12 protein-coding genes are annotated in these 17,401 nt (G+C 62.8%); 5 read left to right on the plus strand and 7 right to left on the minus strand.

Annotation, left to right across the window (positions count from 1 at the left end):
- Window positions 1-55 precede the first annotated feature (55 nt).
- A complete protein-coding gene (locus JV241A_RS25105) occupies window positions 56-1,246 on the plus strand; it encodes an MFS transporter (protein WP_134065000.1) in 1,191 nt (396 codons plus the stop codon).
- Here JV241A_RS25105 and JV241A_RS25110 read toward each other — a convergent pair.
- Both JV241A_RS25110 and JV241A_RS25115 read right to left on the minus strand, forming a co-directional pair.
- Window positions 1,240-2,271 carry a dienelactone hydrolase gene (locus JV241A_RS25110; RefSeq protein WP_115086752.1) on the minus strand — a complete coding sequence of 344 codons (1,032 nt, stop codon included), beginning with the start codon at window positions 2,269-2,271 and terminating at the stop codon, window positions 1,240-1,242. The genes JV241A_RS25105 and JV241A_RS25110 overlap by 7 nt on opposite strands.
- Window positions 2,272-2,411: 140 nt before the next feature.
- Entirely contained in the window at window positions 2,412-3,023 is a 612-nt protein-coding gene (locus JV241A_RS25115) for an FMN-dependent NADH-azoreductase (RefSeq protein WP_134065002.1), read from the minus strand.
- Between the two features lie 129 nt (window positions 3,024-3,152).
- Between JV241A_RS25115 and JV241A_RS25120 the strand changes: the two genes are divergently transcribed.
- Both JV241A_RS25120 and JV241A_RS25125 read left to right on the plus strand, forming a co-directional pair.
- Entirely contained in the window at window positions 3,153-4,061 is a 909-nt protein-coding gene (locus tag JV241A_RS25120; protein WP_134065004.1) for a LysR substrate-binding domain-containing protein, read from the plus strand.
- The gene (locus JV241A_RS25125) at window positions 4,054-4,413 is read left to right on the plus strand and encodes an MmcQ/YjbR family DNA-binding protein (protein ID WP_115086755.1); all 360 of its coding nucleotides are present in this window, start codon (window positions 4,054-4,056) and stop codon (window positions 4,411-4,413) included. The genes JV241A_RS25120 and JV241A_RS25125 overlap by 8 nt, the downstream gene beginning before the upstream one ends.
- Here the strand turns inward: JV241A_RS25125 and JV241A_RS25130 are convergent.
- Window positions 4,406-4,852, minus strand: coding sequence for a DUF1294 domain-containing protein (locus JV241A_RS25130; RefSeq protein WP_134065006.1), 447 nt, complete (start codon window positions 4,850-4,852; stop codon window positions 4,406-4,408). The two genes, JV241A_RS25125 and JV241A_RS25130, sit on opposite strands and share 8 nt — an antisense overlap.
- A gap of 1 nt (window position 4,853) precedes the next feature.
- On the minus strand, window positions 4,854-5,684 hold the full coding sequence (locus JV241A_RS25135; protein WP_100782726.1) for an undecaprenyl-diphosphate phosphatase: 831 nt from the start codon (window positions 5,682-5,684) through the stop codon (window positions 4,854-4,856).
- 300 nt (window positions 5,685-5,984) lie between these two features.
- Here JV241A_RS25135 and JV241A_RS25140 point away from each other — a divergent pair, with 300 nt between their 5' ends.
- Window positions 5,985-7,619: a methyl-accepting chemotaxis protein gene (locus JV241A_RS25140; protein ID WP_134065008.1), complete on the plus strand. Its 1,635-nt coding sequence runs from the start codon at window positions 5,985-5,987 to the stop codon at window positions 7,617-7,619.
- Window positions 7,620-7,706: 87 nt separating this feature from the next.
- The gene (locus JV241A_RS25145; RefSeq protein WP_134065010.1) at window positions 7,707-9,350 is read left to right on the plus strand and encodes a DUF2599 domain-containing protein; all 1,644 of its coding nucleotides are present in this window, start codon (window positions 7,707-7,709) and stop codon (window positions 9,348-9,350) included.
- A 103-nt stretch (window positions 9,351-9,453) separates the two neighbouring features.
- Here the strand turns inward: JV241A_RS25145 and JV241A_RS25150 are convergent, their stop codons facing one another.
- The 3 genes from JV241A_RS25150 to JV241A_RS25160 form a co-directional block, all read right to left on the minus strand.
- Window positions 9,454-10,692, minus strand: a complete 1,239-nt coding sequence (locus JV241A_RS25150) for a DUF2599 domain-containing protein (protein ID WP_134065344.1) — start codon at window positions 10,690-10,692, stop codon at window positions 9,454-9,456.
- 409 nt (window positions 10,693-11,101) lie between these two features.
- On the minus strand, window positions 11,102-14,473 hold the full coding sequence (locus tag JV241A_RS25155) for a hypothetical protein (protein ID WP_134065011.1): 3,372 nt from the start codon (window positions 14,471-14,473) through the stop codon (window positions 11,102-11,104).
- Window positions 14,458-17,331: a hypothetical protein gene (locus JV241A_RS25160; RefSeq protein ID WP_134065013.1), complete on the minus strand. Its 2,874-nt coding sequence runs from the start codon at window positions 17,329-17,331 to the stop codon at window positions 14,458-14,460. The genes JV241A_RS25155 and JV241A_RS25160 overlap by 16 nt, the downstream gene beginning before the upstream one ends.
- Window positions 17,332-17,401 lie beyond the last annotated feature (70 nt).

Below are 17,401 nucleotides of genomic sequence, written 5' to 3' on the forward strand. Positions count from 1 at the left end.
TCTTCGCACCCGGCGATCATGGGCCCTCTCCCACCGCCCGCCAGCGAACGAGCTCATGTCCGCGCAACAACCCGCTCCCGTCGACACCGGGTCGATCACCCGGCAAATCCTCTCGATTGTCTTCTACACCTTCATCGCCTTCCTCTGCATCGGCCTGCCGATCGCGGTACTGCCCAGCTATGTGCATGATCAATTGGGTTTCAGTGCGGTCATCGCCGGTATCACCATCGGCCTGCAGTACCTGGCCACCCTGCTCAGCCGGCCCTTTGCCGGACGGGCGGCGGACAGCCTGGGCAGCAAACGGGCAATCATCTACGGGCTGATCGGGATCGCCGCCAGTGGTGTGCTGACCTTTGCTTCGGCGCTGACTGTAACTGTGCCGCTGCTGAGCCTGCTGGCACTTCTGGGCGGGCGCGTGCTGCTGGGGGTTGCCCAAGGGCTGATTGGTGTTGGCACCTTGAGCTGGGGCATCGGTGCGGTAGGCGCCGAGCAGACTGCGCGGGTGATCTCCTGGAACGGGATTGCCTCGTACGGCGCCATCGCCATCGGCGCGCCGCTGGGGGTGATGCTGGTCGACCAGGTCAACTTCGCTACCCTGGGCCTGGCCTTGAGTGGCCTGGCGCTGTTGGCGTTGCTGGTAATCCGCAACAAGCCGTCGACGCCGGTGGTGCGCGGCGAACGCCTGCCGTTCTGGGCCGCATTCGGCCGAGTGGCGCCGTGCGGCGTCAGCCTGACCCTGGCATCGATCGGCTACGGCACCCTGACCACCTTTGTCACCCTGTTCTATCTTGAGCAGGGCTGGAGCGGTGCGGCCTGGTGCCTGAGTGCTTTCGGCGTGTGCTTCATTCTTTCGCGACTGCTGTTCGTCAACGCGGTCAACCGCTTCGGCGGCTATCAGGTGGCGGTGGCCTGCATGGCCACCGAAGCCCTCGGCCTGGCCTTGCTGTGGCTGGCGCCAAGCCCGGCGCTGGCGCTGATTGGCGCCGGGCTTGCGGGCTTTGGCCTGTCGCTGGTGTATCCGGCGCTGGGTGTGGAGGCGATCAAACAGGTACCCAGCTCCAGCCGCGGCGCGGGCCTGGGCGCCTATGCGGTGTTCTTCGACCTGGCCCTGGCGATTGCCGGGCCGGTGATGGGCGCGGTGGCCCTGTACCTGGGCTATGCCTGGATCTTCTGCGTGGCGGCCTTGCTGTCCCTGCTAGGGGTCGGCCTGACCGTGCTGCTGTCGCGTCGCGCCAACGCTCACTGATCGGCCATAGGCAGCCCGCCCCGGTGGCGGTCACCCAGGGTGTGGTTGAAAAACCGTGCGGCCTCCGCCTGCAACGACAGGTGAATATCCTCCCGGTCGACGCCGTCCGGGTCGTTGCACAAGGCGGCCATCTTCTGCCGCTGTTCGTCGTCGCACGGCGCCATGAAGACAAAATGCCCGGCGCCGGCCAGCAGCTTGTAGTTGGGTGTGACCGGCAGTTTGCGCGCCAGGGCCTGGGCGTTCTTGTCGATGGCCAGCAACTGGTCCTGGTCGCCGCTGTAGATCAACGCCGGCACCTTGACCTCGGCCAGGGCATGACGGCCGAACATCAGGCTCAGGGGCGCCATCAGCAGCAGCGCCTTGACCCGCGGATCAGGCGCAGCCCGCAGGTCGGCACGATCGGCGATCAGAATCCCCTGGGTCTTGCAGGCATCGGCGTCCAGCGGGCGCTCCCGACAGTAACGTTGCAGACGTTCCAGGTCCGGTTGCGCGCCGGACAGGATCAAGGCGGTCTCGCCACCGGCCGAGTAGCCGATCACACCCACCTGCGGGCCATTGATGTAAGGCGCCAGAAAGGCATCGCTCAGGCTGGCAGTGATCGCCGCGCTGATCTGCAAGGGACGTCCGTAGAGGTTGCTCAGGGTCCCCAGGCGGCTATGGTCGCGGGCATTGTCGCCCGGATGGGTCACGGCGACGACGATGAAGCCGCGACGTGCCAGGGCGGTCGCCAGGTCATGCAAGGCCAGGGGCGTACCGGTGTTGCCGTGGGAAAGCATCAACAGCGGATAGCGGCCCATGACCATCGGTGCGCCTTCCCAGGCCTGGATCCGATAGCCGTCGATACGGCTGCTGCGTTCGGGGCCGCTGGACGGATAGAACGCCAGTGCCTGCACCGGTTGCGCATCCAGCGGGTCGGCAAAGCTCAACCGGTGCACGCCGACACTCCAGTGCGCAGCCGGCTCGGCGTGCACCGTCAGTGGGCCGCCCAGCAGCACAAGCAGGAATAACGCGCCAAGACGCCGCATCGTTTTGCACCTTACCCAACGCTGTCGATCAATGCTGACAGTGCGCAGCATAGAACGGGCCGGATCGGCGCAGATGAAGACTCCATGAAAAAACCGACTGCAGGCCATGCCTGCAGTCGGTTTGGGTGGCGCTAGTGCAATCAGGCAGCGGCGAACAGGTCGTTGCTGATCTGCAACTGGGCAGCGTTCAGGGCCTTGACCCGGTGCTCATCACCGTAGGCCAGGCCATGGGCGCGGACGATTTCCAGGTCGGTGATGCCGATGAAGCCGAGGAACACCTTGAGGAACTCTTCATGCCCGACCGCGGTAGGCTGGCCGGCATGCAGGCCGCCGGCGGTCGATACCAGGATCACTTTCTTGTTGCCGCACAGGCCTTCAGGGCCGGCTTCGGTGTAGCGGAAGGTCTTGCCTGCCACGGCGACACGGTCGATCCAGGCCTTGAGCTGGGTCGGCACGGTGAAGTTGTACATCGGCGCAGCCAGCACCACGGCGTCGGCGTCGAGGAATTCCTGCAGGGTCTCGGCGCTGAGTTTGGCCTCGTGCTGTTGCGCGGCATCGCGCAGTTCTTCCGGGGTACTGGCAGCCACCAGGGTCGCGGCCGAGAAGTGGCTGATGGCGTCGCCGGCCAGGTCACGGTAGGTCACCTGCAGCGACGGGTCGGCGGCTTTCCAGGCTTCAACCACGCTGCGGCTCAGCTGACGGGAGGCGGAATTGTCGCCCAGAATGCTCGAATCGATATGCAACAGTTTCATGGGACTCTCCTGAATGAAGACCGCGAGTGGGCGATCACGATGGGGAGAATCCTACTTGGGTGGCGAATAGCTGATAAGTCAGCAAAAATGCGTTAGTTTGTCCTACTGGCAGGACAATGGTGATATCCCATGCAAGACCTCAACGATCTTTTCTACTTTGCCCGCGTGGTCGAAGCCGGCGGTTTTGCTGCCGCCGGCCGTCTGCTCGGTATTCCCAAATCACGCCTGTCCAGGCGTATCGCCGAGCTCGAAGAACGCCTGGGTACGCGTCTGCTGCAACGCACCACGCGCCAGCTGAAGCTGACGGCCGTGGGCGAACGCTACCTGCGCCACTGCCAGGCCATGCTGCTGAAGGCAGAGATGGCCGACGAAGCGGTGGCCAGCATGACCAGCGAACCACGCGGGCGCTTGCGGGTGTCGTGCCCGGTGGGCCTGGCCCATGAATTCTTGCCCGATGTGATCAGCCGCTTCCTGCAGCAATACCCGCAGGTGCAACTGGACATGATCCTGCTCAACCGCCGCGTCGACCTGATCACCGAGGGCGTCGACGTAGCCCTGCGCGTGCGCGACCTGGGTGATGAAGACCCGGCCCTGGTCACCCGCCGCCTGCGTCAGGCGCAGATGCTCCTGGTGGCCGCACCGCAATTCGCCGCCGCGCAGGTGCTCAATCACCCGCAAGACCTGGCCAGCCTGCCGGTACTTGGCGCGGTGGACGCCGACCGCCTGGTGCATCTGCGCCTGCTCGACGCCAAGGGTCACAAGCATGAGCTGGCCATGGAGGCACGGCTGGCGATCGACGACTTTGTCGTGCGCAAGGCCGCCGCCATTGCCGGGCTGGGCTTTACCGCCCTGCCGATCATGCACTGCGAAGAAGAACTCGACCGTGGCGAGCTGGTGCGGCTGCTGCCAGACTGGTCGCTGCCCGGCGGGTATCTGCAGGCAGTCTACCCACATCGGCGCGGGCTGCTGCCGGCGGTGCGGGTGTGGATCGATCATCTGGTGGCGGAATTCGCCCAATGCGGGGAACGTTATGTCTGAAGGGAAAATCACCGAAGCCCAGGTCGCGGCCTTGTGCCTGAGCCTGCCGGGTGCGCGGGAAGACTACAAGTGGGGCGGCGTGCGCGTGTTCTCGGTGGCCGGCAACAAGATGTTCGCCGTGCTTGACCTGGCCGGCGCCGGGTTGTCGTTCAAGGTCGATAGCGATCTGTTTCTGGGTTACGCCGACCGCCCCGGCGTGCGCCCGGCGCCTTATCTGGCGCGAGCGCACTGGATCAGCATGGCGCCACCCTACCCCATGGGCCGCGCTGAACTGAGCGAGCTGCTGCAACGCTCCCACCAACTGGTGGTCAGGCGCCTGCCCAAGCGCCTGCAACCGGGTTTGCTTATCTGAGCACTGGCGCCAACGCCGCACCCAACCAACGGCCGTCGAGCAGCAGGTGGTCGACCCAGAACAGCTGATGCACGGCGACAATGGCCCAAAAGCTCAGCTGGAACGACAGCTTGCGGGTCTTGTGCCGAAAGCGTTGCTGGGCGAGCAAGGCGCCCGGCCAGCCGCCACACAGCTCACTGGCGTGCAAAACCTTCTCCGGCGTGCGCCAGGCCTGGTTGCGGGCCTGCTGCTTGTCGCGCCAATACAGTACAAAGCTCACCAGGCTGGCCAGCGGATAGGCCAGCGCCGGCACCCAGGACTGCCCGCTCAGCAGCATCTGCAGGGCCCCGCCCACGGGCAGCAGGCACAGGGCGACAAAAACCAGCAGCTTGCTGCGCGGGTTTTGCATGGCGCCGCTGGTAGAGGCCGCGCGGCGCTGTTGGCTCTGGCTACGGCTCATCTCAACCGTGCGCCGTGGTCCAGTCGACCCAACCGAACAGCCAGGTGCCGAGAATGATCAGGCCGAACCCGATGCGGTACCAGGCGAAGGCCGCGTAGCTGTGGTTGGCGATGAACTTGAGCAGGCCGCGTACCGCGATCATGGCGAAAATGAACGACACCACGAAGCCGATGGCAAATACCGGGAAGTCGTCGGGCTGGAACAGCTCGCGGTATTTGTAGCCCGAGTACACCGCCGCACCGACCATGGTCGGCATGGCCAGGAAGAACGAGAACTCGGTGGCCGCCTTGCGCGACAGGCCGAACAGCAAGCCACCAATGATGGTCGAGCCGGAGCGCGAGGTACCCGGGATCATCGCCAGGCACTGGGCGCAACCAATCTTCAGGGCATCGCTCCAGCGCATGTCGTCGACCTGGTCAACGCGGATCACATGCTCGCGGCGCTCGGCCCAGAGCATGATCACACCACCGACCACCAGGGCTGCGGCCACAGTGATGGGGTTGAACAGGTACTCGTGGATCAGGTCGGCGAACAACACCCCCAGGACCACCGCCGGCATGAAGGCGATCAACAGGTTGACGGTAAAGCGCTGTGCTTCACGCTGACGTGGCAGCCCCACCACCACGTCGAAGATCTTGCGGCGAAACTCCCAGACCACCGCCAGGATCGCGCCCAGCTGGATGATGATGTTGAAGGCCATGGCCCGCTCACCACCGAAGTTGATCAGGTCGGCCACGACGATCTGGTGGCCGGTACTGGAAATCGGCAAGAACTCCGTCAAGCCTTCGACAATACCTAGAATGACAGCCTGCAGGCCGGTCCAAAGATCCATGCTTCCCCCGTGAGGCAATGCCTGCGGCATGCCCCTTTATAGTCTTTTAGTTGCCAATGGCTGTTCAGCGCCTGGCCGTTTTACAGCGACAGTCGGTCGCAAAGCCAGCAGAAAAGTTCACGCGGCCTTCAGGTTTACCCCGTCGAGGCCGAAATCCTATCAGACCTCTCGGATAAACGCTGCTGGGACGACGCAACAGACCTCAACGAATCAAGCACTTAGCCCTTGGTCGAGTAGGTTCGGGGGGCAAAGCATGCTTGGATGTAGGCAACAATAAAAAGAATTCGGGGTAAGCATTCCATGAAAACTCTTCGCAGTATGTCGATCAGCCGGCGCTTGTGGCTGATCCTGGTGGTGGCAGTGGTGATGCTGGTAACCCTGGGGCTGCTGATGCTGCGCCAGATCCATGGCGACCTGTACCAGGCCAAGGCCGAAAAGACCCGCCACGTGGTCGAGACCGCAGCCGGGGTGCTGGCGTATTACCAGGGCCTGGAAGCGGCCGGTACCCTCAGCCGCGATGCCGCCCAGCAACAAGCCTTGAGCGCGGTGCGCGGCCTGCGTTATGACCAGAATGACTACTTCTGGATCAATGACCTTGGGCCGAAGATGATCATGCACCCGACCAACCCCAAGCTCGACGGCCAGGACCTGTCGGCGATTCGCGACCCGGACGGCTTTGCCCTGTTCAACGAGATGGCCGCCCTGGCCAAGGCCAAGGGCGCCGGCAGTATCGACTACCGCTGGCCCAAGCCCGGTGCCAGCGAGCCGGTGAAAAAAACCTCCTACGTTCAACTGTTCAAGCCGTGGGGCTGGGTGATTGGCTCGGGCGTCTACATCGACGACATGCAGGCCGAGTTCATCCGCCAGTTGCGCGACGCCTCGATTCTCGGCCTGGGCATCGCCCTGGTGATGACTCTGCTGGTGGTGCTGATCGCCCGCAGCATTGCCCGGCCGCTGCAGGAGGCGGTCGATGCCATGGCCACCATCGCCAGTGGCGAGAGCGACCTGACCCGGCGCCTGGATACCCACGGCAGCGATGAAGTGACCCAGCTGGGTACCCACTTCAACAGCTTTACCGGCAAGTTGCAGGGCGTGGTCAGCCAGTTGCAGGGCGCAGTGCATGCCTTGGGGCAGTCGGCCACGGACGTTGGCAACAACGCCGGCCAGGCCCAGCAGCGTAGCGAGCAGCAGTCGCAGCAGATGGAACAGGTGGCCACGGCAATCAACGAAGTCACCTACGCGGTGCAGGATGTGGCCAAGAACGCAGAGCAAGCCTCCAGCGAGATGCACGATGCCCAGCTGCGCGCCGAACAAGGGCAGCACAGTATCCATGGCAGCCTGCAGCGTATCGATCAGCTGTCGGCGACCATCGATGAAGCCGTGCAGGTCATTCGTGCCCTGGCCGGCCAGAGCACACGCATCGGCAGCGTGCTTGAGGTGATTCGCTCGATTGCCGAGCAGACCAACCTGCTGGCCCTCAACGCCGCCATCGAAGCGGCCCGCGCCGGCGAACAAGGTCGCGGCTTTGCCGTGGTTGCCGACGAAGTACGCTTGCTGGCCCAGCGCACCCAGCAGTCCACCGCAGAAATCCAGAGCATGATCGAGCACCTGCAGGGCCAGTCCGAAGCGGCCGTCAAGGCCATCGACGCCAGCAGCGAGGCCTCGCGCCAGACCGTCGAGCAGGCCAGCGAAGCCGGGGTGAGCCTGGATGCCATCAGCCAGGCGCTGCACAACCTGACGGCGCTTAACGCCTCGATTGCCAGTGCCACCTTGCAGCAGTCCCATGTGGTCGAGGAGATCAACCGCAACGTGACCGAAACGGCAGACCTGTCCCAGCAAACCGCCCTGGCGGCGCAGCACTCCAGCGACTCGGGCAAAGCACTTGCGCGGCTGAGCACGCAGCTTGAACAACTACTGCGACAGTTCCGGGTTTAACGCAAATCATGTAAGACTTTTGCCAATAGACTGCCTGACGAAATTGCCCCTAAGGTAAAGCCTCCCCCATGGAAGGAGGCTACACCCATGCACAAGCACCCCTTGGCAATCGCCTTGCTGCTTTGCCTGCCGGCGGCACACGCAGCACAATCCGTTACCAGCGCACTCGATCCAGCCCATGCCCTTGAGCGGATCAACCGCAACTACAACACCGTCATCAGCGCCGCTGCGCCGTGCAAGGAGCCCGACACCGGAGCGCCGCGCGGGCACAACTACTGCAGCGGCGTGACCGTGCGCATGGTCGACGACGGGCCGTTCAACTTCTGGGATTACAGCGAGTTCGCGAAAAAGCTCGGCGCCAGCTCATTCACCTGGATTCGCAAAGACCTCAGCATCAGCAAACTGGTGCGCCCGGCCGGTTTCATCCTGCGCACCCCTGCCGATGCCTGGGCGTTGAAGCAGCCCGTCATGGAAACCGGCTACCTGTGCATCTTCGCCTTTGACGGCTACACCGGCACCGAACGCCAATGGCACGGTTGCGGCCTGTACAACCAGCCAATCCCGGCGGGTGCGGCGCCAACCCCCAACCAACCCAACAAGAACCGCAACCTGGCGTTCGGTAGCTGCGATATCAGTGGCGTCGACACCGCCGGCCAATGGCGGGCCAAGTACCGTAACGGTATCCAGCAGGGGCAATGCTCATGGAATGCCGAGCAGCCGGCCGACTGGGACGCGATGATCGATGTCCACCAGAACCCCGGCAAGCAAGGCGAAGCCTGGATTGCCAAGGACCAGTTCAACGAGTTCCTGATCCGTACCGCCACCGACACGGGTGACGGCAGCGCACGCCTGCCTCACATCGACGCGTTAGTGTACGACCCCAACAGTACCTTTGTTGCGCCCACCCGCGGCGACGTGAAAAGGCCGGTGCCCACCAATGGTCTGGAAGTGGCCCGCAGCTTTCAGCGCAAGCTGTTCGCCCAGGGCTATGCCGTGCCGGTGCTCAGGATGGACTTTCAGCAGCCTGCAGAAAACCGCTTCGCCTACCTTGCCAACGACCAGGTGGTCAGCCTCGGTATCAGCGGTGTGATCGAGCAAACGTACATCCAGTCGGCGAACTGGGAACTGCGCCTGGACCCGGGCAGCGGCCGCCAGGAGTGGACCCTGGTAGTCATCCCTACCGCGCTGGGCAAGGCCCGTCAGGCCAGCGACCAACAGGCGCTTTATGCTGAACTGTTCAGCTTGCGCGGCGCCGATCCGCAATGGCAGCAGCATGAAACCAGCGCGGGCAGCATGCGCCAGCAACTGGCCTGCCTGATCGGCAACTACCCGGCCAAGAGCCAATGGAACATCGAGCCGTTCCGGCCGAAGGTCAGTGACAGCGAGGCCGCCAAGGCAGGCTGCAACCCCTTTGCGCCGACAACGTCAGGGTTGATTGCCGCCTCGTCCTGGTCGCAGTTCAAGGACTCGGTCAGCGGCAGGCAGGTCTGGGGCTTGCGCGTGGTGCCGACCGCCGCGGGACGCACGGCCCCTGGCGAGCAGCTCTACGCTGAACTGCTGCGTCTGCGTGGCAACGATCCGCAGTGGCAGGAAGGCGGCCCGGGCAGCATGCGCGAACAACTCGATTGCTTGCAAAACAACTACCGGGCCAAGGCGGAGTGGAACCTTGAACCCTATCGCCCGGCAGCCGGCAAGGAGCAAACCAGGGCGCAGGGGTGCAATCCGGTCTAGGCAACTGCGCCTGTAGCAAAAAAGCCTGCCGCCCCCCCCTGAAGGGCTCGGCAGGCAGCAGCGTTCAGGCTGACAAAGCCCGGTTTATGTCAGTCAACCCGGCTCAGTACGGGTTGCACTGCATGGCCACGGCTTTCTGCTGATCGACATAGGGACGCGCCGGTTCCAGGTTCCACTCGGGCTTGTTGCGTACCGGCCGGCCATCGTAGACCGCCGCCAGATGGCAAACCAGTTGCCGGCGGAGGGAGCCACCATTGATGCTGTATTGCCTCCATTGATCGTCGTTTTTGTGGGCGTTGTACAGTTCGGCAAACATCCTGTCGGTTTCATTATCGGCGATCTGGCGTCCGCACTCGGTCGGTACTACCTGAAGCGACCAGGTGTTGGGGCCAAGTTTCGGGTCAGGACGTTGTACCCAGCTGCTGGACTGGATGTACTTGTCACAGAACGGCTTGGCGGGCGGTTGCGGTGCTGCGGCGCAGGAGAACGTCGCCTTGCCATTGGGGGTTCTCGGAAAGTCGATCTTGATGATATTGCGCTGCTTGCCGGTTTTTCTTTCATAGTCCTGCTGGTTGAGCTGGGCATCCCTCAAGCCGCGTGAGTCGCTGTAGAAAAAGGCCAGTATCGGCAGTTCATCTTCTTTCGGGTTGCCCAGGCGAAACTCCGTCTGGGTCTGGAACTCGCGGGTATTGATGACCTGCCGGGCGCCCATGAAGTTTTTAAACGCGTCCACCCGCTCCTTGCTGCTCATCGGGTTGCGCATGTTGAAGCCGCACTGCAACTGATCCTGCTTCCTGTCGTTGTTGAACCTGGTGAAATGCGCAACCCAGGCATTGGCACTGCTGATCGGTGGGTTCATGGCCTGGCAAACGGCCTCGGTCTGGGTTGTATTCCTGTTGTTGCCACAACCACGGTCGTCACGAAAGTCGGTCCAGGCATCATTGGGAAAAGCGCAGTAAACGTGCACCGGGGTCTCGGGTTTGCGAACCAGGTCGACCGGTGTAATAAGGTAGCCGTTCTGCGTACTCATGCCGGGGTCTTCATAGCTGATGCCGTCCGCGCGCATCCAGGAAGCGGCGAACGTGCCCAGTTCCTTGGCTTTCGGGCTGGGGTTCCACACATCCCATTGCTGGCCCTTCGCCGGGTCCGCACGGTGGGTGCCCCTGACCAGCAACCCCGAACAATCCGATGCCGGGTCTTCCCCGCAACTGGACACGGTCTTGTTGTACAACGTCTCGACCTGTTTGAGCGTCTCTGCGCATGATTCGGCATGGGCCGAGGTCGCTTGCAAGAGCAGCGGAAACACGAGGACCGGGATGATCTTGTTCAAACGTCTTTGCATGGCGTGCATCTCCCTGATTAGCCAAGCTCACAGCGTATGGGCGTGTATCTGAAGCAGCTTCAGCTACGGCGAGCCGTTGCAAACGTCAATTTGCCAAGTACGGCGTCCTGCCGAAACTGAGCAAAATTCTAGTTTGAAATCAGCACGACGAACGCTGTTAGCGTTAAGAATCTGTCCAGCGGCATGTCGTACGACTCATCTGCGAAAGACTGCATGGCAGTCAGAGGCGATGAGCCAGGTGGACGACCTAGGTGCAATCCTCGACCTTGAGCACCTCGAAAAGCTCAAACCCTTGCGCAAACTGTCGACCTTCAGCAACCACACCAAAATGTTCTCGCGTTACAATTTTGCAAAACTGAAAACAAAAAGACCGCTCCAAGTGGAACGGTCTGTTAAAACCCGATAACTTTTAAGTAAACGTCATGGTTTTGCTAATGCGCAGGGAGCCATGGGCCACGGTAACGACGACGGTTTGTCTAAGATTATTCGTCACATCAAAGAACACACCTGTTAATCCCCCTGTAACGGGCAGGCGTATTATTGCGGTTTGCTCTGGGTAGCCCACCAATCTGGCATTGCCCGACACACTGACAGTCGCATTCGGATTTGACGTGTAAAAATTGCCCTCAAAGACACATCGATTGATACTACGATTGTCACCCCGCGCTCCGCTAGCAACATTAAATCTCAGATTGTACAGCCCATCATTATCATCTACTGGAAAGCTGGTTCGGAAATTGAGATTGGCAATAACATCGGAATACCCAGTTTGAGACGCTGTGATTGTTGCATTAGGCATTGTACTTTTAACAGTGACTCGTGCCTCGCCGTAGCCGTCCAGTGTCACGTCACGTTCTTGGCTATCATCAGCGAAACTTGCACTACCAGACAGTTTTAGAGTAAGGGCACTACCCGCCACACCAATGACGGTGACGGCATTTGTCTCTCTCGCAAAATCCCAGTATGAAGACAGCAAATTGCTCGTTATACCTCCCGTGGATACCGCCAGCGCGGCGAGCGATCTGGTCAAGAGCTGATACCCGCGCACCGGCGCGTCGATGGCATTTTCCAGGTCACCTGTACCGCGTGGATCAACCTGTACATGAATCGTCAGACTTGAATCATGCACCAGTGTGTTCAGTGTCTGGCGCGAGAGCGCCCTGCTGACACCGCTGCCAAGTTCCTGTCGTGTTACAGGCGCTGCCTCAGCCAGCCAAACCTTCAACTCCTGGTTACTAGCCAGTCGCCCTATCACACTAATCCAGATAGTCTGACCTTCAGCTATGCCCGCCCATGGGGGCATCCAAACGGTGGCATCACCATTGAAGTATGCAAGATCCAGCACGGCGCCCCGGGCTTCAGTTATTTCAGGGGCGGTCAGAGCGACACTGAGCTGGCGAATCTGGTACCTGCGCAGTGGGAACCTGATTGCCTCGGCCTCCTCAGCATCCTCCCGCAGCCCAACCAGCATCTCCAGAACAATCTCGCTGAGATCAGCAAAGCCTTGGAGTTCAAAGCGCGTCAGCGTAGCGCGGATACCCAGGTCCACTTCGCCAGGCGCCACAAGCTGGCGCTCGGCAAGGACAATGGTCTTGTCGTTACCCTCATGGTCTACCCCCCGGCAACGGAACCAATACCGCTGGCGCAGATTGATCCCATTCCATTTCGCCACCGTGGCCAGCGCATTGCCCTGAAAACTCCGTAGATCGAGCACATCACCATTGGCCTCCTCGATCCGCGGCCGTGGCGGGTTGCTCAGCACCGGCCCGATGCCCAGGTGCAGGAAGTCCGAATAGCGTCGGCGTTCTGCAGGCTCAGTAACGAAGTAACGGACGCGCACCTCATGCCCCAGGCTGGGCACGATGTCTTCCTCGTAGACGGGGAACGCCACGTCATCGGCAATTTGCACCGGGAAGCTATCGAAGATGTCCGCGTCCTCTACCGGGCTCAGCCACTCCATAAACACCGTCTGCCCGGGTGCCATGCCGTCGTACAAGGGAGCCTCGACGGTGGCCACCACGATGCCGATCGGATCAAGGGTGTCGTTCTCCGCCTCCGGCACGGTCGGGCGGACCAGCTCGGGGGCCGGCTCACCGACCCACAGCGGCAACACCTGCGACTCCCGCGGCTCGCTGCTGCCGAAGTACACCCGGTAGAACAGTTCCAGGTTACCGCCCGACAGCGCGGCAATATGCTCGGCCGGTACGATAAGCACGACCGGGTTGTCCACTTGGGACCCGGTCAGGTACCAGTCGCGCATAAAGGCGTAGGCGTGGCCGTTCTCCCGTTTGCCTTGCCAGACCAGGCGGACCTGTTGGCCGGCAAACATGCCCACCCACGGCGGAATCCGCACCACGGCTTGCGGCAATGTGTCGGGCAGAAAGTCTTCCTCGCGACTATCCACATCCGGCGGCAGCAACTCGGCCGCCTTGCCCCTGACACCGACGGCAGTGGTTCTGGACGGTATCTGCTGCCCGTCGCGGGTCACCTTGTAGGAGACATAGGCCAGGCCACCGGCGATCGACTCGGCGATGCTGTTGGGTACTTCGTGCCTAATGGGACGAGGTGGCGGCATGATGCCCACCGGGTATTCAGGCGAAACATGCGGCGGGATCGCCACGACGTCTTCGGTATAACCGCGAAAGGTGAACACCACCCGATCACCGACCCGGAAGGGGTGCCCATCGGCGATAACCGATATGCCGACATCGGCGCCCTGCAGCACCCCCAGGTCGAGAAAACCTTCCTCGTCGATCCCAGCCACTGCTGGCCGTGGCAACAACACCAGGCTGACTTCGACAAAGGCATAGCTGGGCAACGAGGCACCGTCGGAGTCGTTGCCCACCTCGTCTTCCAGCCAGTACAGGACCAGCAGGCGCTCGTCATCGCCGCCCGCCTCGATGGTGGCAAAGTCGACGAACACCGGTATGACTTGGCGCACCTCGCCTTCCTGGACGACGTGTGTGACCTTGGCCCCGCCCCAGCTCAAATTGAGGGTGTCGCCGACTTCCATGTAGCGCCAGGGACTGACGCGCACCGTCACGCCATCCTGGGCCATCTCCCAGTCGATCAGGCCGAAGGGCACTTCCGGCGACATCAAGCCAGCATGATACTCACTGCCAGGCATGGGGTTTGGCCCGCCGGGCAAGGTGACCTTGACCTTGACTCGCAAGCGCGCAGACGCCCGTTTGTTGCCGCTGAGCGGCTCGACCGTGAACCATACCTCGCTGACGCCTTTGGGAATGCGGGCAGCCGGCACGAACAGGGTGACCAGGTTGTTCACGTCCTCGGGCAATACCACGATCGGCAATGGCGTGGCAGGCACCTCTTCGTCGCCGAAGTGCACGTGAATCTTGTCGCCGGCGGCCATTTGCAGGTAAGGCTCGACCAGCACCAGCAACCCCTTGCTGTCGGCTTCCATGGCCCGCACGCCAATGCCGCCATCAAGGCCTCTGGGATGATCGCTGAACTCGCGCATGTGCGGGATGCGCACATGGCTGGTTTCGACGCTGCTGATCTGGTTGACGCGCATGAACCAGGGAATGCCGTCGGTCGCCACACCCCGGGCCGCATAGCGTGAAGCCAGGCTGGAGAAGTACAGGGTCTTGCTGAAGCGGGTCCAGCTGCCGCCCTGGGGCAACAGAAAGGTCACCGTCACTTCTTCGGCGACGCTGTCGACCACGTCGAACTGGCAATCACCGGTCAGTACCGTCAACGGCAGGCTGACCACCTGGCCAGGGTGGCCGACAATCCGCGCACTGCCGCTCAGTTCAACCTGCACGTAAGTGACATCGGTGAGCCGCCAGCATCAAAACACACGCGGTTGGCGGCACGGCCGTTGGCCAGCGCACCGCTGGCCGCGCGGGCGCGCACGCGTTGATCTTCCTGCTGTTGATCGAACGGGAAGACATCGGTAAAGCGCACCGGCACATGCTGGGCCTGGCCCGTGCCGATCGCCGCGCTGACCAGCACCGTCTCGGCGTAGGGGTCGCCCAGCCAGGCAATGAACTCACCCTTGGCATCCAGGGTGAAGTCCAACTGCTGGCTGTCGTTGTCGAATTGCGCCGAGCCATTGACGCTGAGGCTGCCTTGCGCGCCCGACCGCCCGACCAGGGTCACCGCACAGGTCTGGGTCGGCAGCGTCCAGTCCTCGGGCAAGGCGGAACGGGCCAGGCCCGAATCGGAGACACCGATGTGCAGTTGCCCCTGGCGCACGGTGTAGGTTCTGACCGGGAAATCCAGCGTCGCAGCGCCACCGAAGTTGACCCTCAGGTGCAGCGACAACGCGCTGCCATCGTCGAGCTCGTCGAGAAATTCGCGCGGTAGCGCCACGGTCAGCCCCGCCACCTGCTCTACCGGGCTGTCCACCAACAGCGGCAGCGTGGCATTGGCGCTGCGCACCTCCAGCCACAGCCGCTGACCCAGAGCAATGAACGGCCAGGCGCTGACACTGATGCGGGCATCGCCCTCGAACAAGTCCAGGTCCAGTTCGCTGCCGTTAGCCTCATCGATCCTCGGGCGCGGCAAATCATCGGCGCTCGGCGCGCCAATTTGCACGGTTTGCCTGGGCGATTCGAGCGCCGCCAGTTCATTGCGCAGCACCTCATAATACAACTGCACCGAACCGTTGAAGTTCGCCGCCACCGCCGCCGCCGGCACGCTGATGGTGATGCTGCCGGTGTCACTGCCCGCACGCTCAGGCAGCACCGGGGTGCCAGCGCCCGCAGCGCCTTTCCAGAACAAGACAATCCGATCACTGTCGCGCATGCCCGGGTAGCTGATCAGCACCTGGGCGCCATGCAGCCCGAGCATCGGGTCGTAGCTGCCGTTCTGCGCGCCCGTCAGTTGCGGCAGTTGCGGCACTGGGGCGACTGAGCGCAACGCCAGCGCCCGCTCCTGGGACGGCAACGGCCGCCCGCCCAGCGCCGGCTCGACCTCGTAGCGCATCAATACCGTGCTACCCAGGCCGGCGTTGGCGATGGCCTGGGGTACACGGAACGTTGGCAGCGCGCCGCTGCTGTCGACTGCCTTGGTTTCGCTGTAGCTGCTCTCCGGTCCGGCGCCTTGCCAGGTGAACGTGACCTTGTCGCCTACCTGCTTGCCCGGGTAGTTGACCGTCACCTGCACCCCGAGAGGGTAGAAATGCGGGTCCAGTTCATTGACCGGCTCGTCCACCTCCGGCGCCGGCAACAATCCGGCGGCGCTGATGCGCAGTTCCAGCGGTTGCGATTGCCGAAAGCCGACGCTGCGCGTGCTGAGCATGCGCACCTGGTAGTAGACCTTGACCGAGCCCGACTCCAGCAGGCGGATGTGTTCCGTGCCGACATTGATCGCCAGCTCGCGGTCCCCTGCCCCCTCCGAGGCGGTCACCACACGCCGGACTTCATGCAGGGTTGGTCTGCCGCCAAGTTGGGTGCCCTGCCACACCAGGGTAATCTGGTGGCCCGCCGTGCGCCCCTGGTACTTGGGGATCATCACGGCAGCCCGGGCAACATCGTAAGGCAGTACGCCCGCCACAGCCTGCGCCACCCTCGGCACGCTCAACGCTTTGGGCTGCCCTTTGAAACCGATGCTCAGGCGCTGCGAGTGCTGCTCGCCGCCAGCCTTCACCAGCGTGTAGCCCACGACCGCCAGGCCGCTGGCCAGGGCCCAGGCTTTGTCATTGGCAATGCTGAAGGTCAGGGTCTGCGGCAAGCTCCCGCGGAGGGTCTGGTCCAGGTCGATTTGGGTCGGCTGGCCCGAATCGATGTAGCCGGTAAAGCGCAACCTGACCGTGTCGCCGATGGCGAACGCCGGTGCGCTGGCCAGCACATGTATCAGCAGGTCATCGCTACCCAGCACCTCGAGGTTGATATAGCCCTCGTTATCGAGCCCCGGTACCGAAACAGCCGGCAATTGCGCCTGGCCGGTATCGACCACCACCGACACATGGGGCGCCCAGCTCTGGCTGGTGTTGTGGACAATATCGTGCACTTCCCAGGTCACCACCAGGTTGGGGCTGTCACCGGCCTGGCGAATGACGCTGCCGGGCACCGTGAACACCACCGGCTGATTGAGATCGGCCTCGACCAGGGTATAGCTCAACATCACGCCGCCCCAGCTCAGGCGGATCACATCGCCAACGGCGCGGTGCTCGTAGAAATAGACCTGCACCTGGACGCCGTTCTCCAGGTGTTCAGCGGTCACCGGATTGACTGCGACATCCGCCGCCACCAGGCCCTGGTGCCCGGGCTCGGAACCGCCCGGGCGGTCCAGCTTGACCAGCACCGAGAGGTCGCGGGAATTGCCATACTCGATAGTGTTGCGGCTGAAGCGGTAGCGCAGCGCATGCGCGCCCGGGGTAAACCGCTCGGTGGGCAGGTGCAGGTGCAGGGGCCGGCCGAGATCGAAACCCTCGAGCACCAGCGGCGCAACAACCGGGGTGCTGTCCGCGTCCATGTACACCCGCAGCTCGTCGCCGGCACGCACGTCGGCGAACGCCGGCACGGTTGCCAGCACGCCTTTGTCGTCAGTGCTCAGGGTATGCAGGTTGACGCCCGCGTCGTAGCCGCTGACCGGCACTACCGAGGCGAACAGCGACAGCGCAGGCAGCTCGCTGGTGGTAGTGGATTCGATGGTATCGGTTTGCATGTCATTCATGGCAGACAGCCTCGGTAGCAGGGGAAACAGCGTTTCGGCCCTACGTGCTTACCGCCATGAAAAAGGGCCG

Origin of the sequence: Pseudomonas sp. JV241A (assembly GCF_900275665.1) — a bacterium.
In the GTDB taxonomy this organism is placed as follows: Bacteria; Pseudomonadota; Gammaproteobacteria; order Pseudomonadales; family Pseudomonadaceae; genus Aquipseudomonas; species Aquipseudomonas wadenswilerensis.

What these genes read in the sequence shown, in the direction of transcription:
- JV241A_RS25105 (WP_134065000.1), top strand. Translation starts at nt 56, where the DNA reads ATGTCCGCGCAACAACCCGCTCCCGTCGACACCGGGTCGATCACCCGG.
- JV241A_RS25110 (WP_115086752.1), bottom strand. Translation starts at nt 2,271, where the DNA reads ATGCGGCGTCTTGGCGCGTTATTCCTGCTTGTGCTGCTGGGCGGCCCA.
- JV241A_RS25115 (WP_134065002.1), bottom strand. Translation starts at nt 3,023, where the DNA reads ATGAAACTGTTGCATATCGATTCGAGCATTCTGGGCGACAATTCCGCC.
- JV241A_RS25120 (WP_134065004.1), top strand. Translation starts at nt 3,153, where the DNA reads ATGCAAGACCTCAACGATCTTTTCTACTTTGCCCGCGTGGTCGAAGCC.
- JV241A_RS25125 (WP_115086755.1), top strand. Translation starts at nt 4,054, where the DNA reads ATGTCTGAAGGGAAAATCACCGAAGCCCAGGTCGCGGCCTTGTGCCTG.
- JV241A_RS25130 (WP_134065006.1), bottom strand. Translation starts at nt 4,852, where the DNA reads ATGAGCCGTAGCCAGAGCCAACAGCGCCGCGCGGCCTCTACCAGCGGC.
- JV241A_RS25135 (WP_100782726.1), bottom strand. Translation starts at nt 5,684, where the DNA reads ATGGATCTTTGGACCGGCCTGCAGGCTGTCATTCTAGGTATTGTCGAA.
- JV241A_RS25140 (WP_134065008.1), top strand. Translation starts at nt 5,985, where the DNA reads ATGAAAACTCTTCGCAGTATGTCGATCAGCCGGCGCTTGTGGCTGATC.
- JV241A_RS25145 (WP_134065010.1), top strand. Translation starts at nt 7,707, where the DNA reads ATGCACAAGCACCCCTTGGCAATCGCCTTGCTGCTTTGCCTGCCGGCG.
- JV241A_RS25150 (WP_134065344.1), bottom strand. Translation starts at nt 10,692, where the DNA reads ATGCAAAGACGTTTGAACAAGATCATCCCGGTCCTCGTGTTTCCGCTG.
- JV241A_RS25160 (WP_134065013.1), bottom strand. Translation starts at nt 17,331, where the DNA reads ATGAATGACATGCAAACCGATACCATCGAATCCACTACCACCAGCGAG.